The 20,126-nt window shown below is 60.4% G+C and carries 24 protein-coding genes and 1 tRNA gene; 12 read left to right on the forward strand and 13 right to left on the reverse strand.

What is annotated here, in order from left to right:
• Positions 1–2: 2 nt before the first annotated feature.
• Together nusG and secE are read right to left on the reverse strand one after the other, a co-directional pair.
• Positions 3–536 (reverse strand): transcription termination/antitermination protein NusG, encoded by a 534-nt coding sequence (gene nusG / locus V8J81_RS15170; protein WP_368476586.1) that lies wholly within the window; start codon positions 534–536, stop codon positions 3–5.
• A gap of 140 nt (positions 537–676) precedes the next feature.
• The gene (gene secE, locus V8J81_RS15175; RefSeq protein WP_439649901.1) at positions 677–901 is read right to left on the reverse strand and encodes a preprotein translocase subunit SecE; all 225 of its coding nucleotides are present in this window, start codon (positions 899–901) and stop codon (positions 677–679) included.
• Positions 902–936: 35 nt separating this feature from the next.
• Here secE and V8J81_RS15180 point away from each other — a divergent pair, with 35 nt between their 5' ends.
• Positions 937–1,404 carry a YdcF family protein gene (locus V8J81_RS15180; protein WP_368476587.1) on the forward strand — a complete coding sequence of 156 codons (468 nt, stop codon included), beginning with the start codon at positions 937–939 and terminating at the stop codon, positions 1,402–1,404.
• A gap of 4 nt (positions 1,405–1,408) precedes the next feature.
• On the opposite strand, the gene V8J81_RS15185 is transcribed toward V8J81_RS15180, so the two are convergent.
• A complete protein-coding gene (locus tag V8J81_RS15185) occupies positions 1,409–2,221 on the reverse strand; it encodes an alpha/beta hydrolase (RefSeq protein WP_368476588.1) in 813 nt (270 codons plus the stop codon).
• Positions 2,222–2,325: 104 nt separating this feature from the next.
• Here V8J81_RS15185 and V8J81_RS15190 point away from each other — a divergent pair, with 104 nt between their 5' ends.
• Entirely contained in the window at positions 2,326–3,303 is a 978-nt protein-coding gene (locus V8J81_RS15190; protein WP_368476589.1) for a hypothetical protein, read from the forward strand.
• Between the two features lie 19 nt (positions 3,304–3,322).
• Here V8J81_RS15190 and V8J81_RS15195 read toward each other — a convergent pair.
• A tRNA-Trp gene (locus tag V8J81_RS15195) sits at positions 3,323–3,398 on the reverse strand.
• A gap of 127 nt (positions 3,399–3,525) precedes the next feature.
• On the opposite strand from V8J81_RS15195, the gene V8J81_RS15200 reads away from it, so the two are divergent.
• A complete protein-coding gene (locus V8J81_RS15200) occupies positions 3,526–3,795 on the forward strand; it encodes a hypothetical protein (protein WP_368476590.1) in 270 nt (89 codons plus the stop codon).
• A gap of 168 nt (positions 3,796–3,963) precedes the next feature.
• Positions 3,964–4,590: a hypothetical protein gene (locus V8J81_RS15205; protein ID WP_368476591.1), complete on the forward strand. Its 627-nt coding sequence runs from the start codon at positions 3,964–3,966 to the stop codon at positions 4,588–4,590.
• A 61-nt stretch (positions 4,591–4,651) separates the two neighbouring features.
• Here V8J81_RS15205 and V8J81_RS15210 read toward each other — a convergent pair whose 3' ends face one another.
• From V8J81_RS15210 to parC, 5 genes are all read right to left on the reverse strand, one after another.
• Positions 4,652–5,338, reverse strand: coding sequence for a hypothetical protein (locus tag V8J81_RS15210; protein ID WP_368476592.1), 687 nt, complete (start codon positions 5,336–5,338; stop codon positions 4,652–4,654).
• A 341-nt stretch (positions 5,339–5,679) separates the two neighbouring features.
• Entirely contained in the window at positions 5,680–6,855 is a 1,176-nt protein-coding gene (gene tuf, locus V8J81_RS15215) for an elongation factor Tu (RefSeq protein WP_368476593.1), read from the reverse strand.
• Between the two features lie 122 nt (positions 6,856–6,977).
• Positions 6,978–7,625, reverse strand: a complete 648-nt coding sequence (locus tag V8J81_RS15220; RefSeq protein ID WP_368476594.1) for a hypothetical protein — start codon at positions 7,623–7,625, stop codon at positions 6,978–6,980.
• A 194-nt stretch (positions 7,626–7,819) separates the two neighbouring features.
• Positions 7,820–8,491 (reverse strand): hypothetical protein, encoded by a 672-nt coding sequence (locus tag V8J81_RS15225; protein ID WP_368476595.1) that lies wholly within the window; start codon positions 8,489–8,491, stop codon positions 7,820–7,822.
• A gap of 57 nt (positions 8,492–8,548) precedes the next feature.
• Entirely contained in the window at positions 8,549–10,852 is a 2,304-nt protein-coding gene (gene parC / locus V8J81_RS15230) for a DNA topoisomerase IV subunit A (protein WP_368476596.1), read from the reverse strand.
• A 149-nt stretch (positions 10,853–11,001) separates the two neighbouring features.
• Here parC and V8J81_RS15235 point away from each other — a divergent pair, with 149 nt between their 5' ends.
• From V8J81_RS15235 to V8J81_RS15250, 4 genes are read left to right on the forward strand one after another with little or no spacing between them, the layout of a single operon-like run.
• Complete coding sequence (locus tag V8J81_RS15235) at positions 11,002–11,595, forward strand: SH3 domain-containing protein (protein ID WP_368476597.1); 594 nt, start codon at positions 11,002–11,004, stop codon at positions 11,593–11,595.
• Between the two features lie 60 nt (positions 11,596–11,655).
• Positions 11,656–12,483, forward strand: coding sequence for an SDR family NAD(P)-dependent oxidoreductase (locus tag V8J81_RS15240; protein WP_368476598.1), 828 nt, complete (start codon positions 11,656–11,658; stop codon positions 12,481–12,483).
• Positions 12,484–12,535: 52 nt separating this feature from the next.
• Positions 12,536–12,745, forward strand: a complete 210-nt coding sequence (locus tag V8J81_RS15245) for a twin transmembrane helix small protein (RefSeq protein ID WP_368476599.1) — start codon at positions 12,536–12,538, stop codon at positions 12,743–12,745.
• A gap of 3 nt (positions 12,746–12,748) precedes the next feature.
• On the forward strand, positions 12,749–13,321 hold the full coding sequence (locus tag V8J81_RS15250; RefSeq protein WP_368476600.1) for a cob(I)yrinic acid a,c-diamide adenosyltransferase: 573 nt from the start codon (positions 12,749–12,751) through the stop codon (positions 13,319–13,321).
• A gap of 113 nt (positions 13,322–13,434) precedes the next feature.
• Here V8J81_RS15250 and V8J81_RS15255 read toward each other — a convergent pair whose 3' ends face one another.
• Positions 13,435–14,265, reverse strand: a complete 831-nt coding sequence (locus V8J81_RS15255) for a hypothetical protein (RefSeq protein ID WP_368476601.1) — start codon at positions 14,263–14,265, stop codon at positions 13,435–13,437.
• A gap of 113 nt (positions 14,266–14,378) precedes the next feature.
• Here V8J81_RS15255 and trhA point away from each other — a divergent pair, with 113 nt between their 5' ends.
• The 3 genes from trhA to V8J81_RS15270 all read left to right on the forward strand — a co-directional run bounded on the left by trhA (position 14,379) and on the right by V8J81_RS15270 (position 16,904).
• The gene (gene trhA / locus V8J81_RS15260; RefSeq protein ID WP_368476602.1) at positions 14,379–15,029 is read left to right on the forward strand and encodes a PAQR family membrane homeostasis protein TrhA; all 651 of its coding nucleotides are present in this window, start codon (positions 14,379–14,381) and stop codon (positions 15,027–15,029) included.
• 187 nt (positions 15,030–15,216) lie between these two features.
• Entirely contained in the window at positions 15,217–15,978 is a 762-nt protein-coding gene (locus V8J81_RS15265; protein ID WP_368476603.1) for an electron transfer flavoprotein subunit beta/FixA family protein, read from the forward strand.
• Entirely contained in the window at positions 15,978–16,904 is a 927-nt protein-coding gene (locus tag V8J81_RS15270; protein WP_368476604.1) for an electron transfer flavoprotein subunit alpha/FixB family protein, read from the forward strand. The genes V8J81_RS15265 and V8J81_RS15270 overlap by 1 nt, the downstream gene beginning before the upstream one ends.
• Positions 16,905–16,971: 67 nt before the next feature.
• Here V8J81_RS15270 and V8J81_RS15275 read toward each other — a convergent pair whose 3' ends face one another.
• Positions 16,972–17,784: a DUF6473 family protein gene (locus tag V8J81_RS15275; RefSeq protein ID WP_368476605.1), complete on the reverse strand. Its 813-nt coding sequence runs from the start codon at positions 17,782–17,784 to the stop codon at positions 16,972–16,974.
• Positions 17,785–17,990: 206 nt separating this feature from the next.
• On the opposite strand from V8J81_RS15275, the gene V8J81_RS15280 reads away from it, so the two are divergent.
• The gene (locus V8J81_RS15280; protein WP_368476606.1) at positions 17,991–18,866 is read left to right on the forward strand and encodes a 3-hydroxybutyryl-CoA dehydrogenase; all 876 of its coding nucleotides are present in this window, start codon (positions 17,991–17,993) and stop codon (positions 18,864–18,866) included.
• 7 nt (positions 18,867–18,873) lie between these two features.
• On the opposite strand, the gene V8J81_RS15285 is transcribed toward V8J81_RS15280, so the two are convergent.
• Entirely contained in the window at positions 18,874–19,761 is an 888-nt protein-coding gene (locus V8J81_RS15285) for a lysophospholipid acyltransferase family protein (RefSeq protein ID WP_368477660.1), read from the reverse strand.
• A gap of 66 nt (positions 19,762–19,827) precedes the next feature.
• On the reverse strand, positions 19,828–20,112 hold the full coding sequence (locus V8J81_RS15290) for an HPr family phosphocarrier protein (protein ID WP_368476607.1): 285 nt from the start codon (positions 20,110–20,112) through the stop codon (positions 19,828–19,830).
• Positions 20,113–20,126 lie beyond the last annotated feature (14 nt).

Genomic DNA, 20,126 nt, shown 5'->3' on the forward strand with positions numbered 1-20,126 from the left:
GATCAAATCTGCTTGGACACCTGCGTGTATTCCAACTCCACAGGCGTTGCGCGGCCGAAAATCGACACCGTCACCTTCAGGCGCTGGTTGTCGTCGTCCACTTCCTCGACCATGCCGTCGAAATCCTCGAACGGGCCGTCGTTGACCTTGACCTTCTCGCCCACCTCGAAGGTGATGGTCGAACGTGGCGCGGCCTCGCCCTCTTCCACGCGGTTGAGGATCGAGTTCACCTCTTCGTCGCGCATTGGCATCGGGCGGCCCTGCGGCCCAAGGAAGCCGGTCACACGCTGGATCGAGTTGATGACATGATAGCCTTCGTCGGTCATCTCCATGCGCACCAGCACATAGCCGGGCATGAAGCGGCGGGGCACGGTGACTTTCTTACCGCGGCGGATTTCGATGACATCCTCTTCGGGAACCAGTACCTCTTCGATGACGTCCTGAAGGCCCTTCTCCTCGACCGCCGTGCGAATCTGCTCCGCGATGCGCTTCTCGAAGTTGGACAGCACTGAAACCGAATACCAACGCTTTGCCATGGCCTAATCCCCTTTGGCGGGCCGCCTGGGCCCTCAGATGGTCCCTGAACATCGGGTAGAGACCCTTCGGGCCGGTTCTACCATCATCATGTCAGGAAAGTTGAGGGTGCGTATCGCCCGCGCCCTCAAAAGGCAAGCAATTACCCGAACGAGGTCAGGATCAGCTCAAGGCCAGTGCGGATCAACCAATCCACACCGAAAAAGAAGATCGCGGCAAGAACGGCCATCACAAAGACCATACCCGTCGTCACAAGAACCTCGCGCCGCGTTGGCCAAACGACCTTCGCAATTTCAGAGCGGGTCTGCTGGAGGAACTGGAACGGATTGGTCATGATGCTGCCATTCGGGTTTGGATGAAGGGGCATATACGCATGGGGCTGGCAGCTTGCAAGGCGGCAACGTGACCGCAATCGTCATCCTCGGCGCAGCGGTCTGGCCTAATGGCCCCTCCCCCACGCTCCGGCGGCGCGTGCTGCACGGCGCGGCCCTCTATCATGCCGGGCGCGGAGCGTGCGTTGTCGTGTGCGGCGGGCTGGGGCGGCATCCCCCGACTGAGGCCGAGGCGATGGCCGCCCTATTGCGAGACGAGGGCGTGCCGGAGACGGCCATCCACCTCGAAGATCGCTCCACCAATACGTCTGAAAACCTGCGCTTCGCCCTGCCGATTCTGGAACGTCTTGGGCAGGATCATATCCTGGTCGTCTCCGACGCCTACCACCTGCCCCGGGCCAGCATGATCGCCCGCCGCCTTGGCCTGCACGTCACCGGCAGTGCGCCACCGATGCAGACCGCCCGCCTCTGGCCGCAGGTGAAGGGATGGCTCCGCGAAGGGCCGGGCCTTGTAGCGGTGCTGTTGCGCATCAGATAAGCTCCTATCGCGCCGCGCGCAGCTCCTGAATAAAGGCAATCTCGCCCTGCCACAGCATTGGGTCGAACAGCACCTCGTGCCCCGCCCCCTCAATCGCAACAAAGCGCGCCCCGTCAGGTGCCGCCCGGTGCAACAACTGGCCCGAGGCGAAGGGCACAACACGATCCTCCGTCCCGTGTTGGATCAGGATCGGAGCCTCAACCACACCGATATGGTCCACACTGCGGAACCGGTCTCGCATCAACAGGCGCACCGGCAACCAAGGATAAACATCCGCCGCCACATCATCCGTCGCCGAGTAGGGCGCGCCCAGAACCAACGCGCCCGCCTCTGCCCGCGCGGCCAGTTGAACCGCCACGCCTGTGCCAAGCGATCCGCCCACAATCACGATATCCTCAGGCGCGATCCCCTGATCCCGCAGCCATCCATATGCGGCATCGGCATCCATATGCAGCCCGGTCTCACTCGGCGCCCCCGTGCTACCACCATAGCCGCGATAGGACAGGAACGCGGCTCCAAACCCGGCCTCCTGATAGGCCGCCAACCGGTCCCACCGATGCGCCATCTCCCCGCCATTGCCATGGAAGAACAGAAGCGTGGGCTGGTCCGGTGCGGCCTCCGCATACCACATCACAAGCGCTTCGCCGTCTGCTGTCTCAACCAGTTCGACTGACACATCGGCCAGCCCAAACGCGGCAGGAGGCGGATTGTCGTTCGACGGAAAATACATCAACCGCCGTTGGCCGAAGTACATGGCCGCAACCACAAGCGCGTAAACAGCGACGGCCAGGATCGCCGTGATGACCAAAAACCGCATGGATGCCTTTCCCGAAGTTCAAGCCCCTGTACGAACGAGCCCTTGGCCCGGATATGTGGCTCCGCTAGCGTGAGCGCAACGTCTCATAACGGAATACAGGTCCCATGCTCAAATGCCTCATCCACGCGTGTTTCGCGCTTGCCCTGTCTGCCGGCCTTGTCTCAGCCCAAACCATCCCCGGTGGTACCGATCCGGCATTCCGATCCGCAGTGGCTGACTGGCTTACCGGTGAGGATGACCGCGCCGCCCTTCAAGCCCTAAGTGAGCTGGCGCAGGCCGACAATGCCGCCGCCCAAATCCTGCTCGCCCGCCTAGAGCGCGCTCCGCACCTGACCGCGCACGTTACCGAAGGCATGGCCCGTGCCGAGCGCATCGCCCTGCTACGGATGCCCGGAGGCCTATCGGGGCGCAGCTGGATGACCGCAGCAGCCGAAACCGTTCCACTGGCGCAAGCGTTCCTCGACAATGCCGGACAGAACACCCGGGTCGAAAGCCTGCGCTTCCTGTTCGAGGCTGGCGAACCCGCAGCCGCAATCCGCAGCCTGCCCGGCGCGCTCTCCTATGGAACGGAGGATCTCGTGCAGATCATGCAAGATCTCGACGCGATGCCGGATGAAGCACGTGTTTTGATCGCATCCCATGCCGCCAACGAACTCTACTGGCAAAGCGGCGCGGCCATTCAGATCACCAATCCCGTCTCAGAAAGACGCCCTCCGGAACTCGCGCTGATCTGGCGCCCGGTCTATCCGGCGGAATGGGCCGCAAACCCCGAGGCGCGCGAACTCGCGCTCGCCCATAGCATCAACATCGAAAGCCTGACGCCGCTGCGCACCTTCTGCAGCGCTGAATGCGGCGATCAGCTCAACGCCTGCATGGCCACCGGGGCTGCCCTTCTGAACGCCTTTGCGGCCACCCTGCCCTTCGCAAGCCCATCCGAGGCTTTGATCCCAACAACGGACTACTGGCAAAGTCCACGCATCGACACCGACGTCCGCCGTCTTCTCAACAGCATCGCAGACCCCGAGGAGCAATCAGGTTTCGTCGCGATGAACGCCTGCTTCATGCAAGCCGCCAGCAACTGAGGTTTGGAAGGTTTGGTCGTGGCAGGGGCGGAGAGACTCGAACTCCCGACCGTCGGATTTGGAATCCGGTGCTCTACCAACTGAGCTACACCCCTACGACCACGCGAGGGCTTAGGATGATTTCAAAACCGTGTCCAGACGTGAGCTACGGAAATCCCCACCGTGGATTAGCATAAGGATGTGATAAACCTGATTCATGACCCCTTCTGGAGACCCCTAACCATGCGTTCCCTTATTCTGACCCTCTCCCTTGCCATGGCCCTGCCGATGATCCCGTCCATCGCGTCGGCCGACAGCCATTCGTGCAACCAACTGCGCCAGACAATCTTCAACCAGGCCCCCGCGACCACGCGCAACCTGCCCTACGGCGCGCTGACCTGCGCAGGCGTCAGCGAAATCCATCTGCTGATCATCCGTCGCGCCACTTATTCCGGCACCCAGCTGGAATCACGCATCGAAGCCGTGTTTCGCGGCGAAGGCCTGATCCGCTAACCGGCCTCACACGCCTGTGACCAATAAATAAATCGTATTTTATCAATGCGTTAATGGCGATCCAGTGGCGGGTCGCCCTTTTTCTTGGAACTCCGGACGGGGGCTTTGCGTCGTCTCCCCGACCGCCGCGAAGACGTGGTGGAAACGGAAAAATGAAGGAGAATTCCTATGAAACGCCTGATGCTTGCCACAACCGCAGCCCTTGCTATCGCTGCCCCCGTCGCAGCTCAGACGAGCGCCGAAGCACGCGTCGAAAGTGAGTTGATGACGATGGGCTATGATGCAGCCACCATCGACATGCTAACCGATGCACAGGTGACCGAGCTGTTTGTCGCCATCTCTTCGGAAGATGAAAGCGCCGTGATGGAACTGCTGCGCGGCTATGAAGCCACGCAAAGCGATGGTCCCGATTTCCTCTACGACACGGCACGTGACGATGACACACGCGCCATCGTGGTGGAAGCTCTTGCCGAAAACGGCATGGCGCCGGGTGTCGCAGACCTTCTGTCGGACGGTGAATATACCGAGCTCTACCTGGCTGCATCTGGTGAAGACCAGACCGCCGTTGAGCAGGTCATCGCCAGCTTCGATTTCGGCAAAAACGACGATGGCGTGATGGAAATCGCGCAGTCGAGCGCCGAACGCCGCGTGATGTCTGCCCTCGAAGCCCGTGGTTACACGAGCGCCGAGCTGGCCGAAATCGAAGGCGCAGAGGTGACTGAGATCTTTATCGCAATGGTCTCCGGTGATGAAACCGAGATCGACAATGCGATCGAAAGCGCCCTGAACTCGTAAGAGCGTACTGGTCCGAACTGCAGCCCGGGGGAAACCCCGGGCTTTTTTCGTTGCAGCGGCCCTATGACCCGCCGCTGTCTATCGGCCCACTATCAAGCTTCGCATCCCGCGCCGCCTGTTGCTTCGCGGCCCGGCGCCGGCGCCAGCCTACGAACTTCAAAACCGTTACAAGGCCAAGCACGCCGGTCAGACCCCATGCGATCAGCACAACAATCCGATTGCCAGCGACCCAATCCGTCAGCGCCGCGTCGCGCTCCCCTTCCAGAAATTCCGCCATCAAGATCGGCCCTTGGGGGAAATTCGGGTCCTCTTCGCTCAGAAACGCGATCAGATCGTCCCGGTATGAGGTCGAATTGGTCAAAAGCCCGCGCACGACGCGGTTCTCCCAATCCTGCTCCAGCAACAACGCTTCGCGCTCGAACATCGTCTCCTCGAACGTCGCGGCGGTGAAGGCGATATAGACCGGCGGGGTGGAGAAGGACTCGATCACCAGGAACGAACGGCCACTGCGCCCCGCGTCGACCACGCCCACGTAATAACCTGCGAAATCACGCACCGCGAATTCGGAAAAGGGCGGATGGTCCGGCGCGTCAGGCAGCTCGCTCAACAAGATCGTCTCAGGTGGAGAGGCCAAAGCAGCGTCCAGATCGGCACGATCCGCGAGATAATCGCGGGTCATGCTGACGGCGACAGCCCCGAAGAGAAGCCCGGCGAGAAGGAAGACCCACCATGGAAGAAACCTCAACATCTCACTCTCCTGAACGTCGCTTTGCTCAACGCACCCGAACGGATTGAGGCGCGAAGCACAAGGGGGCGGGCGAAGAGAAGAGCGTCAAACCGTAGACCGGGCTTCAGCCCGGCGCACCGATGCGTGATGACCTGAATGCGCTTTCAGTAAGGCGGCACTTGTCCCGCGGTCCCCCCGATCATGGTTAAGCGTTCGTTACCAATATCGGGTTTTTCGTTTTGGATCAGAGGGATGACCCCTCTGCTCACGCGTGAGCAGCCATGGCCCGGACGCAAAAAGGCCCCGCCGGTGGGGCGGGGCCTTTCTTTGGCTCGGAGCGGTGGGGTTAGCCACCCATCCGATTATTCAATGATCTTCGACACAACACCTGCGCCAACGGTGCGGCCGCCTTCGCGGATGGCGAAGCGGAGGCCGTTTTCCATGGCGATCGGCGCGATCAGTTCCACGTTGAACTTCAGGTTGTCGCCCGGCATCACCATCTCGGTGCCCGACGGCAGCTCAACCGTGCCCGTCACGTCCGTCGTGCGGAAGTAGAACTGCGGGCGGTAGTTGGCGAAGAACGGCGTGTGACGGCCACCCTCTTCCTTGGTCAGGATGTAGGCTTCCGCCTCAAACTTCGTGTGCGGCGTCACCGAGCCGGGCTTGCAGAGCACCTGACCACGCTCAACGCCGTCACGGTCCACACCACGCAGCAGCGCGCCGATATTGTCGCCCGCTTCACCGCGGTCGAGCAGCTTGCGGAACATCTCAACGCCCGTGCAGGTCGTCTTCGACGTGTCGCGGATGCCGACGATTTCGATCTCGTCGCCCACGTTGATCACGCCACGCTCCACACGGCCGGTCACAACCGTACCGCGGCCGGAGATCGAGAACACGTCTTCGATCGGCATCAGGAAGGGCTGGTCCACCGCGCGCTCGGGCGTGTCGATGTACTCGTCGACAGCCGCCATCAGCTCGGCGATTTTCTCTTCGCCGATGTTCGCGTCACGGCCTTCCAGAGCGGCCAGAGCCGAGCCTGCAACGATCGGAATGTCGTCGCCCGGGTAGTCGTAGGAGGACAGCAGTTCGCGGATCTCCATCTCGACGAGCTCCAGCAGCTCTTCGTCGTCGACCTGGTCCACCTTGTTCATGAACACGACCATCTTCGGGATGCCAACCTGGCGGCCCAGAAGGATGTGCTCACGCGTCTGCGGCATCGGGCCATCGGCGGCGTTCACCACCAGGATCGCGCCGTCCATCTGAGCGGCACCGGTGATCATGTTCTTCACGTAGTCGGCGTGGCCGGGGCAGTCGACGTGCGCGTAGTGGCGGTTGTCGGTCTCGTATTCCACGTGTGCCGTCGAGATCGTGATCCCGCGCGCTTTCTCTTCCGGCGCGCCGTCAATCTCGTCATACGCCTTGAAGTCGCCAAACTGCTTCGTGATCGCAGCCGTCAGCGTCGTCTTGCCGTGGTCAACGTGACCAATCGTGCCGATGTTCACATGCGGCTTCGTACGTTCAAACTTTTCCTTTGCCATGCGTTGGCACCCCATAAGTTAGGGGCCTTGCACCGGGGAGCGGTGAAGGCCCGTTTTGCATTGCGCGCCACCTATTCGGGCGGCGCGGAAAAATCAAGTCATGTTGGTGGTCAGGCTGTCGATCAGTTGCCCAATGCGGCTTCATCCACAGCCTCTTCGACTGCGGCGGCTTCCTCGGCGGCCTCAGCCAGCGCTTCCACGCTGCCAAGTGCTTCGGCGGCTTCTGCATCGGAAATGTTGAACCATTCCGGGTTCTCCAGCATGAACAACTGCACGCGGCGCGCGGCGTTGCGGGCCAGAATCGCCATCTGTTCGTTGCGATTGCGCGCAATGCCGGAGCCGACCAAGAGCGTCTCAGGTGAGGCGCCTTCGAAGACGATGATCTGCTCAGGCTCTTCATGCAGCTTCCGACCGAGTGCGTCGTCCCAGATGTTCACGGACAAAACCAGCACCGAACGCGGGCTCAACACAATCGGAATGCCCGGAGGGGCCAGCGAATAGCCATCAACTGCAATACCGATGTGATACAGTCGGTCGCCTTCATACCCGCCGAAACGGCGATCGATTTCGGCCACCAAGATTTCTTCCCACTCTTCCGGCGTCGCATTCCGCGACGGGGGAACCTGCTGCATGTTGTCTGCGACCACGATGTTGTGGGCGAGGCGGAAGTCACCCATCGGGGGCAATTCTTCATCAAGCGGATCACCTGCGGCACAGGCCATAAGGGCGAGGGCTGGGGCAAGCGCGGCGAAGCGGGCTAGTCGAAGCATCTTGCGGACTCCTGAAATCAGCGTTTGAGGGAAGGTAAGGAAGGCAGGGGCGCGGGTAAAGGGGCGTTGAAAAGACTGGCGCGACTGCTGCGCGACACGTGGCCTGTGAGCGCCTAAATCGTTATTTTATAATGATTTTAGCACTCGGCACCCTCGCGCTTTAAAGGTTCTTTCCAATATCTCAGCAAGTGCGCTCAACGGACGCGGTCCGTGAATGATGCGACGCAAGCCTGTGCGAGCACGCCCATTTGGCGCGAGACGAACCCATTTGGTGCGGCCTCAACCTCGGCGCGGCGTGTACGGGTGTTCTCGCGGCATGTGGAGCGGGCTAAGACCTCGCCGGTGCTCACATCAATGAGAGAGAGGGTGGAGGTCAGCGCAACGACGACGCGGTTTCCGCCGACCTGGGTGGCGGCCCCGCTGCCGTAGATGCGCATTTCTGTCCCGCTGACCTCGACCACTACGCCGGATAGGCCCGCAGCGCGCGCGCGCGCCGCCGCGTCGCCTGATCCGGTTCCGAGTGTGCGGCCCGAGGATGCATTTGCGCCCGCGGCCAATGCTTGCTGTGCTGCACCAGCCAGTTGACGGGCGGGGTCGGTGGAAGGATTGGGCAATTGTTCCGCCAAGCGCTGCACGGCGGAGTTGGCTTGGGCAAGATCACCCAGACCACTTCCCAAAGCGATAGCTGGATCGGCGGAGACAAAGGTAGAGCCCCCTTGTGAGCGGCTATAGCCGGTTTGCCCTGTTACAACGGTGTGAACCGCACCACCCGCGAACGTTCCCCCAGAAACGTCAGAGGACGTTGGCGCACAGGCCGAAAGAAGCAAAACCGCAGCGAATGTAATGATCAAATGCAGGCGCAGCATAGCATTGCTTCCTTGTCTGTATTTCTGGGCGTGAAACACCGTTTACCAATTTAGGGTCTATGTGAACCGATTGTCCCGCGGAAACCCGCGCGGGGCCATGCGACCGGCGGAAGCGCGCTTTGCACTCCATTCGGCCAGTTCAGTCTCGGTCCGGGTGCGGCCCGCCGGATCCAGCCATGTGAGACCCTCTGCCAGATTGAAGGTGCGCGCGTCGCTGAGGCCCCCATCCTTGAACTTCTGCAGGCGCACGCCTTTCCCGCGTCCCATCTCGGGCAGTTCTTCCAGCGGGAAGATCAGTAATTTGCGATTCTCGCCTACGGTCGTCACATGGGTGTCGCCTTCGGCAATGGCGCGGCAGACAAGGGCGGTGACACCGTCCTTCACGTTCAGCACCTGTTTACCTGAGCGGGTTTGGGCGAGGATTTCTTCCTCAGCCACCACAAAGCCGTCGCCCGCACTGGACGCCATAAGGCGCTTGGTGCCAGGGGTGTGGGTGAACAGATCGACGATCTGCACCTCGTTCGGCAGGTCAACCATCAGGCGCACAGGCTCACCCAATCCGCGCCCACCGGGCAGGCCACTTGCACCCAGAGTGTAGACGCGTCCTTGGCTGCCGAGGATCAGGAGTTTGTCCGTGGTCTGTGCGTGGAAGGCGAAACGCGGGCCATCGCCATCGCGGAACTTCATTTCGCCCGACAGGTCCACATGGCCCTTCATCGCCCGAATCCAGCCCATCTGAGAACAGACGACGGTGATCGGCTCTTTCTCGATCATCGCCTCAAGGGGCACGTCTTCGACTTCGCCCGCTTCCGCAAAGATCGTACGGCGTGCGCCACCTTCGACCTTGGCACCGAACTTTCCACGAACTTCGCGCAGCTCTTCAGCGATCTTGTTCCATTGCAAACCTTCTTCGGCCAGCAGGTCGTCCAGATCGGCACGCTCTTCCATCAGGCGGTCGCGTTCGGCCTGAAGCTCCATCTCTTCCAGACGGCGCAAGGAGCGCAGGCGCATGTTGAGGATGGCCTCGGCCTGCACCTCGGTCAATTCGCCCTCACCCTCAGCGGGGCTGCGATAGTCGGCCTCGGACGTGGCGCGGACGAAATCCTGATCCCAGGTTTCGCGCATCAACGCGGCCTTGGGGGCATCATCGTAGCGGATAATGTCGATCACGCGATCGAGGTTGAGGAAGGCGATCAGGAAGCCTTCAAGGACCTCAAGCCGATGGTCGATCTGCGCCATGCGGTGTTTGGAGCGGCGGATCAGCACGACGCGGCGGTGATCGAGGAAGGCGCGCAGAACCTCTTTCAGCGAACAAACCTTGGGCGTGCGTCCGTCGATCAGCACGTTCATGTTGAGGCTGAAGCGGTTTTCCAGATCGGATTGTCGGAACAGCGTCCCCATCAGGACTTCGGGATCGACCGTCTTGGCGCGGGGCTCCAGTACGATGCGGATGTCATCGGCGGATTCATCCCGCACATCGGCGAGGATCGGAACTTTCTTCAGCTGGATCAGCTCAGCCAGTTTCTCGATCAGCTTAGACTTCTGCACCTGGTAAGGAATTTCGGTGACAACGATCTGCCATTGCCCGCGACCCAGGTCTTCGATCTCGTACCTCGCACGAACACGGAAGCCGCCTTTGCCTGTGCGATAGGTCTCGGCGATGGATTCCGGCGGCTCAACAATCACGCCACCGGTCGGGAAGTCGGGGCCCTGCACATAGTTCAGCAGCGTGTCATCGCGGGCATCGGGCGTTTTGATCAGGTGCAGGCAGGCGGCGATCAACTCGTCGAGGTTGTGGGGCGGTATATTCGTCGCCATGCCCACGGCAATCCCGGAGGACCCATTGGCCAGCAGGTTTGGCACCTGCGCAGGCAGAACCTCAGGCTCCGTCAGGGTACCATCGTAATTGTCACGGAAATTGACGGCGTCCTCGGACAAACCCTCAAGCAGCGCTTCGGCCATCGGCGTCATGCGCGCTTCGGTGTAGCGGGAGGCAGCCGGGTTATCGCCGTCGATGTTTCCGAAGTTTCCCTGCCCATCGACGAGCGGATAGCGGATCACGAAATCCTGCGCCAAACGCGCCATCGCATCGTAGATCGCGGCATCGCCGTGCGGGTGGTAATTGCCCATTACGTCGCCGGAGATTTTGGCCGATTTGCGGAAACCACCGTTTGAGGCCAACCGCAATTCACGCATCGCATAGAGAATCCGGCGATGAACCGGCTTCAGCCCATCGCGCGCGTCCGGAAGGGCGCGGTGCATGATCGTCGACAGGGCGTATTGCAGGTAGCGCGAGCCAATTGCACGGCTCAGCGATTCCTGTTCCTGCCGGTCATCTTGTGTGTCGTTATCACTGCTCATCTAGATCATGTGCATATCCTGCGGGCGCTTGCATCGGCAAGGGAACAAAGCCGCCCGATCAAGTTTTTCCCCCGAAGAATCACTATTTTCGAATCGGCAGAAGGCTTATCCACAGATTCTCCGGGGCAAATTGAAATGAGGGGCGCGGTATGATCCGCATGACCGTCACGTTGATCGTGGCCATCTATATCGTTTTGATTGTAGTTCCGGGTGAGGACCACGGTGCGCAGGTCGAAGTGACTCGCAGCGAGGGACAGAATTGGCTCGTAGCAATAATCAGTGACGCACAGGCCGGTGCACAGCGCCCGCCCCGTGTCGCCCCGCCCGATGCGTCGCGCACGCTGCGGCATGAGTTGACCGACGATCTTCTGGAAACCGATGATGGCTATGCGCTTGAGCGCGCCGATGGCGAGTTGCTAGAGATCACTGCCGTGATCGACCCGGTTGATCTAATGCCTGATGATGGAAGCAGCGCCGTAGCTGCCGTGTCCGTCGTGGACCCCGGCGCCGTCGAGATTGCGCAGGCACAAGCACGGGCAGAGCGTGTCATCTGGCGCGTCACGGGCAACAACGTAAACTTCCGTGCGGGCCCCTCGACCAACACCGCCGTTCTGGCCGGACTGGTACGCGGGGATGAGGTTGAATTCCTCGCCGACGCGCCCGACGGGTGGGCGCATTTGCGCGTGCTCAGCAGCGGTTTGGAAGGGTACATGGCGGCGCGGTTCCTTGAACCCGTGAACTGACTTGCGCGCCTTGCACGCTGTGCCTATCCCGTAAAGGCACGGAAAACGCGGGCAGGACCTTTGACAAAAAGCATATTGATTACAGGATCCTCCAGCGGGATCGGCTATGCAGCGGCCCACACATTGCAAGGGCGTGGCTGGCGCGTTTTCGCAAGTGTCCGCAAACCGGAAGACAAGGCCCGGCTGGAACAGGAAGGCTTTGAAAGTGTCCTTTTGAACTGTGCCGATACGACCAGCATCGACGGCGGGTTGGCCGAAGTGCTGGAACGCACTGGCGGAAGGCTGGACGCACTCTTCAACAATGCAGGCTTTGGGCTGCCGGGCGCTGTGGAAGACCTGCCCACCGACGGTCTGCGCGAAACGTTTGAGACCAACGTCTTCGGCCTGCACCATCTGACCCGCGCCGTGATACCGACGATGCGCGCGCAAGGGCATGGGCGCATCGTGCAGCATTCGTCGGGCTTCGGACGCCACGTGATGAAATGGCGGGGGGCCTACAATGCCTCCAAACACGCGGTTGAGGGGCTGACGGACACTTTGCGTTTGGAAATGCGTGGCACGGGCATTTTCATCTCGACCCTCAACACGGGGCCGGTGACATCCAAGTTCCGCATCAACTCCATCCCGCATTTTGAGCGCTGGATTGATTGGGAGAATTCAGCCGACCCGGACCGTTACAAGCGCGAGCTGTTCCATCACCTGTATGAAGACACCGGGCGCGCACCGTTTCAAAAGGAACCCGATGCCGTGGTGCGCCGGTTGATCCACGCCATCGAGTCGCCGAACCCGCGCCCGCGCTATCACATCACGGGCGCCACCCACATTGCCGAAGGCCTGCGCCGCTTTCTGCCGCAGCGCGCGCTGGACGCAATCGCGGCACGCCTCTAGCCTTTTGCGCCTGAGCCGCTAGGTAGGGCGCGAGGTATCGAGCGGAGAGACCATGACAGACGACCCCCTACTGATTGCGGCACTGGTGGCTTGCGCCGCCGTGTTGATCATCCTGCTTCTGGGCATCAACTCGTTCCGTAAGGGCGGGCAAGAGGCATCGAAGGAATCCAACAAGTTCATGCGCTGGCGGCTTGCGGCGCAGTTTGTGGCGATCCTGCTTATCCTCGCCTTCGTTTATTTCCGTCGCCAATCGGGGGGCTGATCCATGGTGGTACTGAACAAGATTTACACGCGCACGGGCGATGCCGGTGAAACAGCATTGGGCGATGGCAGCCGTGTGGCGAAGCATTCCGCGCGGGTCACGGCCTACGGCACCGTTGATGAGCTGAACGCGACGCTTGGCGTGGCCAAGTTGCATGCAGACGGGCAAATGGCCGAACGTCTGGCGATGATCCAGAACGATCTTTTCGATCTGGGCGCAGACCTTTGCACACCGAACATGGAAATGGACGGCGAACGCGAATACCCGCCACTGCGTATCGCAGACGCGCAGGTCGACCGGCTTGAGGCGGAAATTGACGAGATGAACGGCGCGCTGGAGCCTTTGCGTTCTTTCATTCTGCCCGGTGGATCAGCGCTTGCCGCGCATCTGCACATCTGCCGAACGGTCGCCCGTCGGGCAGAGCGTTTGAGTGTTGAACTTGGCGGAGTGGAATCGATCAATCCGGCGGGCGTGAAATACCTCAACCGCCTGTCCGACTGGTTCTTCGTTGCCGGGCGCATTGCCAACAACAACGGCAAGGATGACGTTTTATGGGTCCCCGGAGCGAACCGCTGAAGGCGGCGAAATCACTGATTTCGGCGGAGGGGAGAGCGAACCGCTGAAAGCGGCGAAGTAACCGATCGCGGCGGAGTGGAGAGCGGGCCGCTGATGACGGCGTTGTGCTCCCGTTAGAACTTCCCGTCTTTGTACGAGGAATAGCGGGTGGATAGGATCGTCGCTTCGCGCCACTCCATCAGGTTCGAGAGGTACTGCAACCACTCCTCATCTTTGGCGTGCACAGCATAGCGTTCCAATAAATCGCCGACCGTCTTCGACTCCAATGTCGCCAGCAACAGGTCCCGGTCGGATCGGGGCATCCCGCGGTAAAACAGATGAATGTCTTTGCCCCGGTGCATGGTGTTCGCCTCTTTCGTGGCAAAGCCACGCGCTAGAGCGGTCCACAAACGCAAGTGTTTTCGCTGCGGCCCTGATTGGTAACTTTCCAGAAAGCCGGGAAACCTATCGGTGAAAATCGTGAGGTAAGTGAGCGCCGTATCCACGAAACGAGAACCGGACGCGACGGCGTAATGTGCAACGTCCAACAAATAATCGTCGATCTGTGCACGCTGCTCCTGCGGCAGGTGGGAAAGCACATTGGTGGCCAACAGATCGGGCAGAAGGTAATCGGCATCGAAGTAAGACATGCTGCGCCGCGCGTTGTTCGGGTCGTCTGAAGGGCGCGCGACTGTCTTTCCAAATAGCGCGATCACGTGGGTCAGAATGACACGTGCCTCATTGCGCGTCTCGTCGTTTGCCTCGACCAGAACCGCGCCCACACCTCCGAAATACTGGCTGATGACACGCTCGGTCAGGTTCGGCGGTGACACGCGACGAAGCTGTTGGAGCGCGTCCGCGTTAATGCAATTGTCGCAATTGCAGGCCAGATAGATGGTGCCAAGTGGGGCAGTCGGAAGGTCAGCGACAAGCGCGGTCGACTGGGCCCGGATCCGGTCGACCAAGCCCCTTAATTCTCCTTTCGTGTACCCTGTTTTGACGGCCATGACGCAACGACACCAAATTGTTTACCAATCTTTACATGGTTGTTAACCGATCTTGGTCTACAGTTAATCTCATGTCGCACGTCAAACCGAACCGCGAGTACAGCAGGGCCGAATATATATCGGACGCTATCGTGCACGGTATTGGGATTGGCGGCACACTGATTGCCGGGCCCGTTCTCGTGACCCTCGTCGCCGTATGGATCGGCGACGCAGGCAGTGTCACCGCCGCCGTGATCTACGCCGTGACGATGCTGGCAATGTGGATCTGCTCCGCCCTCTACAATCTGGTGCAGCGGGAAGACCTGGTGCCGCGCCTGCGTCGGTTGGATCAATCGGCCATATCGTTGAAGATCGCGGGGACCTACACGCCGTTCATTGCATTGGCGTCAGGCTCACTTGGATTTCTCGCCGGCATTTGGGCTGTGGCTTTGGCGGGCGCGACCCTCATCTTGGTGTCGCGCCGTCAGTTTAGCGTTTTGACCATCCTTCTCTACCTCGGCCTAGGATGGGCCGGCGCCGTGCTAGGCGGCCCGCTTGTCAGCACCCTGTCGCCGGTAGCCTTCTGGCTTTTGGTTGCGGGCGGGCTGACCTACTCCGCAGGTGTCGTGTTCAACGTCTGGGACAGCCTACCCTTTCACAACACGATCTGGCACATCTTTGTGCTCGCGGGGACCGGCCTCTGCTACGCCGCCATCGCAGCCGAAGTCGCCTTCATAGCCTAAAAATCGCCGCGACAGATTCGCCTTTGATCGGCGTCTTGCGCCGTCATTCACGTTGACGCTCGCGTAACGCGGCGTCGGAACGCAGCCTCGTGTCGATTTTGGCCTATTTTCCCGCGCCGCTTGGGTCTATCTCTCCCAGCAAGATTATTGCTTGGGTCCGCCCCGGCTTGTGACAGAGGAGAACGCCATGAAGGTCCTGGTGCCTGTAAAGCGCGTGATCGACTACAACGTGAAGGTTCGCGTGAAAGCGGACGGTTCGGGCGTCGATCTTGCCAACGTGAAAATGTCGATGAACCCCTTTGACGAAATCGCCGTCGAAGAGGCCATCCGCCTGAAAGAAGCCGGAAAAGCCGACGAAGTCGTCGCGGTTTCCATCGGCGTGAAGCAAAGCCAGGAAACCCTGCGCACCGCTTTGGCCATGGGCGCTGATCGCGCGATCCTTGTGGTCGCTGCTGACGATGTGCACACCGACATCGAGCCGCTGGCCGTCGCCAAGATCCTTAAGGCTGTCATCGATGAAGAGCAGCCCGGCCTCGTTCTGGCGGGCAAGCAAGCCATCGACAATGACATGAACGCCACTGGCCAGATGCTGTCTGCGCTTCTGGGCTGGTCGCAAGGTACCTTTGCCTCCGAAGTTGATATCGACGGCGACACCGCAAAGGTGACGCGCGAGGTCGATGGAGGTCTGCAGACCATCGAAGTGAAGATGCCCGCCATCATCACCGTCGACCTGCGCCTGAACGAGCCGCGCTATGCCTCGCTGCCGAACATCATGAAGGCCAAGAAAAAGCCGCTGGATGAGAAAACGGCCACCGATTACGGCGTCGACGTCACTCCGCGCCTTGCGGTCGTCTCCACGACGGAGCCTGAGGCCCGCGCCGCTGGCGTCAAGGTTGGTTCGGTCGACGAACTTCTCACGAAACTCAAAGACGAAGCGGGGGTCATCTGATGGCTGTTCTTCTCCTTGCCGAAGTGAATTCGGGCGAACTGGCGATGGACGCCACCGCCAAGGCTGTCACGGCCGCCAAGATGTTGGGCGATGTGACCGTGCTGTGTGCCGGAGCCTCCGCGAAGGCGGCTGCTGACGAAGCGGCCACCATCGACGGCGTCGCCAAGGTGCTGTGCGCCGAAGACGACACGCTTGGCCACCGTTTGGCCGAACCCACCGCAGCGCTGATCGTTGCGCTGGCTGGCGATTACGACCACATCGTTGCCCCCGCCACGACCGACGCCAAGAACGTCATGCCGCGTGTGGCCGCGCTGCTGGACGTCATGGTGATCTCGGACGCCTCCGCCGTTGTGGATGCCGACACGTTCGAACGCCCGATCTACGCGGGCAACGCGATCCAGACCGTGAAGTCCTCGGACGCCAAGAAAGTCGTAACCTTCCGCACCTCCACCTTCGACGCCGCCCCCACCGGTGGGTCCGCAGCGGTCGAGATGATCGACGCAGCCGGCAATCCCGGCCTCTCGAGCTGGATTGAGGACAAGGTTGCGGCGTCGGATCGCCCGGAACTGACCTCCGCCGGTATCGTTGTCTCCGGCGGTCGTGGCGTCGGCTCGGAAGAGCAGTTCGCCCTGATCGAAGGCCTCGCCGATAAGCTTGGTGCCGCTGTTGGCGCCTCCCGCGCTGCGGTCGACTCGGGCTATGCTCCGAACGATTGGCAGGTGGGCCAGACCGGTAAGGTTGTGGCACCTGAACTGTACGTCGCAGTGGGCATTTCGGGGGCCATTCAGCACCTTGCAGGTATGAAGGACTCCAAGGTGATCGTCGCGATCAACAAGGACGAAGAGGCCCCGATTTTCCAGGTTGCCGATTATGGTCTGGTTGCGGACCTCTTCGATGCTGTGCCGGAGCTGACGGGCAAGCTCTGATCGCAAAGCCGTTCAATCACAAAAGGCCCCGCCCGGATCGCCGGTGCGGGGCTTTTTTTAAGCTCAATCAGAGCTTTCGTAACAATTCCTCGGTGGCCAACGCGTGCAATTTTGGGCCGGGCAAAAGGCGCGCGGCGGCTTCCTCCTTCGGGCCGAAGAACTTTCCCTGCAGGTCATCAGGCGCTTGGACCGCATCGGGCGTAACAACCGTCAGGCTGTTGGCATAGCGCGCGACGCTGTCCAGCATTTTGGGTGACACAAAAAGCGGGTCCGTCGACATATCGCCACTCTCTTCAGCATCTGGGGATCGGTTGGACAGCCATAGTAGGTGCACAGGGGCCGATACCTGACCCAGAAACCGGATCATGCGCGCGGTCCACGCAGCCTCAAGTTCGTTGCGAACGATCTCAAACCGGTCTGGTGACAATTCGTGAAGCTGGGTCAGCATGTGGCGGGTAAAGTTGAACTCGGTGAAATCCACCTGCGGATAGATCGTGCGCAACATGGTGCTGGCCTTCAAAAACCGGTCATTGCGGCGCGGATGCACTGTGTAAAACCGGTTCGACATGTTGTGCGCCGAGATGATTTGCAGGATCACGGCCTCCGCATCATCCAACGCTCCAAGAATGGCATGGTCTGTCATCAGGACATCCAAGCCCGCATTCATCACCCCAAGGTTGATGACAGGCTGATCGCTGTGTTCGTTCAACTGCGCCGGGAAGGGCGCATCTATGAACCGCCCAAAAGTTTCCGACCCGCCAATACAGACAATCGACGGCTGCCGATCCGTTGCCAGTGGCCCACGAAATCGCAGGGCCGAGCCCGGCAGGACCACAGGATTATAGTCGAGGGGCATACGCCCTCGTTGTTCAATGCTCATCAATCTCGCTCCGACTCATAGGAGACTCACCCAGAGATAGATTTGACCGACAATCGTTGACATTTCTCTAAATGATTGTTTTGCCTATAATTTTACGACATTCTGACAAAACTGGCGCGCCAATATGCGCGGCCTTGATGGCTTGTCCTTACCTGCCCTGCGCGCATAGTCTGCGCCCAACACACGGGAACACAAAGGGGCCGGGTATGGGCATCCAAAGCATCGGAATTGTCGGCGCCGGCCAAATGGGCAACGGGATCGCGCATGTTTGTGCGCTGGCCGGCTACGACGTCATCATGTCTGATGTCAGTCAGGATGCATTGAACGCGGCCACGGCACTGATCGACAAGAACCTTGAGCGTCAGGTCAGTCGGGAAAAGATCGCGGCGGCCGAGAAAGACGCCGCAATGGGCCGCATCCGGACGACGCTTCAACTGTCGGACGTGGGGCCAACGGACCTGATCATCGAGGCCGCGACTGAGCGAGAAACTGTCAAACAGGCGATATTCGAAGATCTTCTGCCGCATCTGAAACCGAACACGATCCTGACGTCGAACACCTCTTCCATCTCAATCACGCGGCTGGCCAGCCGCACAGATCGGCCAGAGAAGTTCATGGGATTTCATTTCATGAACCCCGTGCCAGTGATGCAGTTAGTCGAATTGATCCGCGGCATTGCAACGGACGAGGATACCTTCAAGGCGTGTAAATCCGTGGTCGACGCACTCGGCAAGACCGCGGCCACAGCAGAGGATTTCCCAGCCTTCATCGTGAACCGCATCCTGATGCCGATGATCAATGAGGCGGTCTACACTCTGTATGAGGGGGTCGGCAACGTGACCTCCATCGACATGGCAATGAAGCTGGGCACGAACCATCCGATGGGTCCGCTGGAACTGGCCGATTTTATTGGATTGGACACATGCCTCGCGATCATGAATGTCTTGCATGACGGTTTGGCCGACACGAAATATCGGCCCTGCCCGCTTCTGACGAAATATGTGGAAGCTGGCTGGTTGGGCCGGAAGACGGAACGTGGGTTCTACGATTATCGCGGCGAAACCCCGGTTCCGACACGGTGATCAACGGCTACTGATCGGGGTTGTCCCGAAGCGACAAGGTCCGCTCACGTAACCAGGCCATGAACTCCCTCGGCTTGCCAATCCGGTCCTTCCACTCATCCGGCGTGATCGGGTTGCCGATGATCGGGGCCTGAGGTTTGTCGAAGCTGCGCACAACCTCATGGATCAGCAGGCCCTGACGGATCACCGGGCTGATGCGGTTCGCAATCTGGTATGCGCGGCTGTTCTGGCCGGTGAAGAAACACGGCACGATCGTCGCGCCCGAGGTGCGGATCATCTTGGCTGTAAACACGTTCCACTCGCCCTCAATGGGTTGCCCCATCATCCGGTCCGACGCCGCAACGGCGCCTGAGGGGAACAGGGCAATCAGCCCATTCTCTTTCAGATGCGTCATGGCCTGCGCGCGCATATCCAGCATCTTCTGCTGCGCATCGGCTTCGTGCGGAAAGGGCACGGAGATCATGTAGCTCGACGCGGATTCGTCGATGCCCGTGAGCAAAGCGCGCGTCAGGATGCGGTAGTCATTGCGGCGACGGCCGATCAGATCCGCCAGGATCATGCCATCAACCAGACCGTGCGGATGGTTGGCCACAAACACCACCGGGCCTTCCGCCGGAATGCGCGCAAGCTGGCTTTCGGGCGTCTGCAATTCAATGCCCATCACCTTCATCGTCGCGGGCCAGAACGCCTGGCCTTTGAACTCGCCCAGGCTCTCAAACTTGCGCACCCGGTTGATGATGGTGATTTTTCCAGTCATCCACTCGATCGCCTTGATCGTGAAGCGAACCAGCGGGTTGGGGAACGAATTTGCATAGGTGAGCGAACGGCGGTCATAGGTTCCGTCCGGCCCGGGGGTCCGGGTCGGCGCAGGTGCCGAAATGTTTCGGGAACCCAAATCCGTCAACTGCTCTTGTCCCTTCCAAACTGCCCGATCAACCCGCGCGGCAGAGCGCCGATATGATCAGCTGTCTTCGCCGAACCGGTCGGCGACCAGAGCTTCCAAAGCGTCTGCCAAGGCGTCTGCCTCGGCCCCAATGGTTTCGACTTCAATAAAGGTTCCCTTGGATGCTGCCAACATTAAAAGGCCCATAATGCTGTCCCCGGCGGCGCTCAGCCCATCCTTGCGGACCTCGGCAGAGGCGTTGTGATCTTCTACAACTTCCACAAAACGCGCAGATGCGCGGGCGTGCAGACCCTTGGTATTCACGATTTCCAGGGTGCGTGTGGTGGTGGCAGTGTCGTTCATGAAATCACATATTT

The organism is Gymnodinialimonas sp. 202GB13-11, from assembly GCF_040932485.1.
Lineage (GTDB): Bacteria > Pseudomonadota > Alphaproteobacteria > Rhodobacterales > Rhodobacteraceae > Gymnodinialimonas > Gymnodinialimonas hymeniacidonis.

What these genes read in the sequence shown, in the direction of transcription:
- nusG (WP_368476586.1), bottom strand. Translation starts at nt 536, where the DNA reads ATGGCAAAGCGTTGGTATTCGGTTTCAGTGCTGTCCAACTTCGAGAAG.
- secE (WP_439649901.1), bottom strand. Translation starts at nt 901, where the DNA reads ATGCCCCTTCATCCAAACCCGAATGGCAGCATCATGACCAATCCGTTC.
- V8J81_RS15185 (WP_368476588.1), bottom strand. Translation starts at nt 2,221, where the DNA reads ATGCGGTTTTTGGTCATCACGGCGATCCTGGCCGTCGCTGTTTACGCG.
- V8J81_RS15190 (WP_368476589.1), top strand. Translation starts at nt 2,326, where the DNA reads ATGCTCAAATGCCTCATCCACGCGTGTTTCGCGCTTGCCCTGTCTGCC.
- V8J81_RS15200 (WP_368476590.1), top strand. Translation starts at nt 3,526, where the DNA reads ATGCGTTCCCTTATTCTGACCCTCTCCCTTGCCATGGCCCTGCCGATG.
- V8J81_RS15205 (WP_368476591.1), top strand. Translation starts at nt 3,964, where the DNA reads ATGAAACGCCTGATGCTTGCCACAACCGCAGCCCTTGCTATCGCTGCC.
- V8J81_RS15210 (WP_368476592.1), bottom strand. Translation starts at nt 5,338, where the DNA reads ATGTTGAGGTTTCTTCCATGGTGGGTCTTCCTTCTCGCCGGGCTTCTC.
- tuf (WP_368476593.1), bottom strand. Translation starts at nt 6,855, where the DNA reads ATGGCAAAGGAAAAGTTTGAACGTACGAAGCCGCATGTGAACATCGGC.
- V8J81_RS15220 (WP_368476594.1), bottom strand. Translation starts at nt 7,625, where the DNA reads ATGCTTCGACTAGCCCGCTTCGCCGCGCTTGCCCCAGCCCTCGCCCTT.
- V8J81_RS15225 (WP_368476595.1), bottom strand. Translation starts at nt 8,491, where the DNA reads ATGCTGCGCCTGCATTTGATCATTACATTCGCTGCGGTTTTGCTTCTT.
- parC (WP_368476596.1), bottom strand. Translation starts at nt 10,852, where the DNA reads ATGAGCAGTGATAACGACACACAAGATGACCGGCAGGAACAGGAATCG.
- V8J81_RS15235 (WP_368476597.1), top strand. Translation starts at nt 11,002, where the DNA reads ATGATCCGCATGACCGTCACGTTGATCGTGGCCATCTATATCGTTTTG.
- V8J81_RS15245 (WP_368476599.1), top strand. Translation starts at nt 12,536, where the DNA reads ATGACAGACGACCCCCTACTGATTGCGGCACTGGTGGCTTGCGCCGCC.
- V8J81_RS15250 (WP_368476600.1), top strand. Translation starts at nt 12,749, where the DNA reads ATGGTGGTACTGAACAAGATTTACACGCGCACGGGCGATGCCGGTGAA.
- trhA (WP_368476602.1), top strand. Translation starts at nt 14,379, where the DNA reads ATGTCGCACGTCAAACCGAACCGCGAGTACAGCAGGGCCGAATATATA.
- V8J81_RS15265 (WP_368476603.1), top strand. Translation starts at nt 15,217, where the DNA reads ATGAAGGTCCTGGTGCCTGTAAAGCGCGTGATCGACTACAACGTGAAG.
- V8J81_RS15270 (WP_368476604.1), top strand. Translation starts at nt 15,978, where the DNA reads ATGGCTGTTCTTCTCCTTGCCGAAGTGAATTCGGGCGAACTGGCGATG.
- V8J81_RS15275 (WP_368476605.1), bottom strand. Translation starts at nt 17,784, where the DNA reads ATGAGCATTGAACAACGAGGGCGTATGCCCCTCGACTATAATCCTGTG.
- V8J81_RS15280 (WP_368476606.1), top strand. Translation starts at nt 17,991, where the DNA reads ATGGGCATCCAAAGCATCGGAATTGTCGGCGCCGGCCAAATGGGCAAC.
- V8J81_RS15290 (WP_368476607.1), bottom strand. Translation starts at nt 20,112, where the DNA reads ATGAACGACACTGCCACCACCACACGCACCCTGGAAATCGTGAATACC.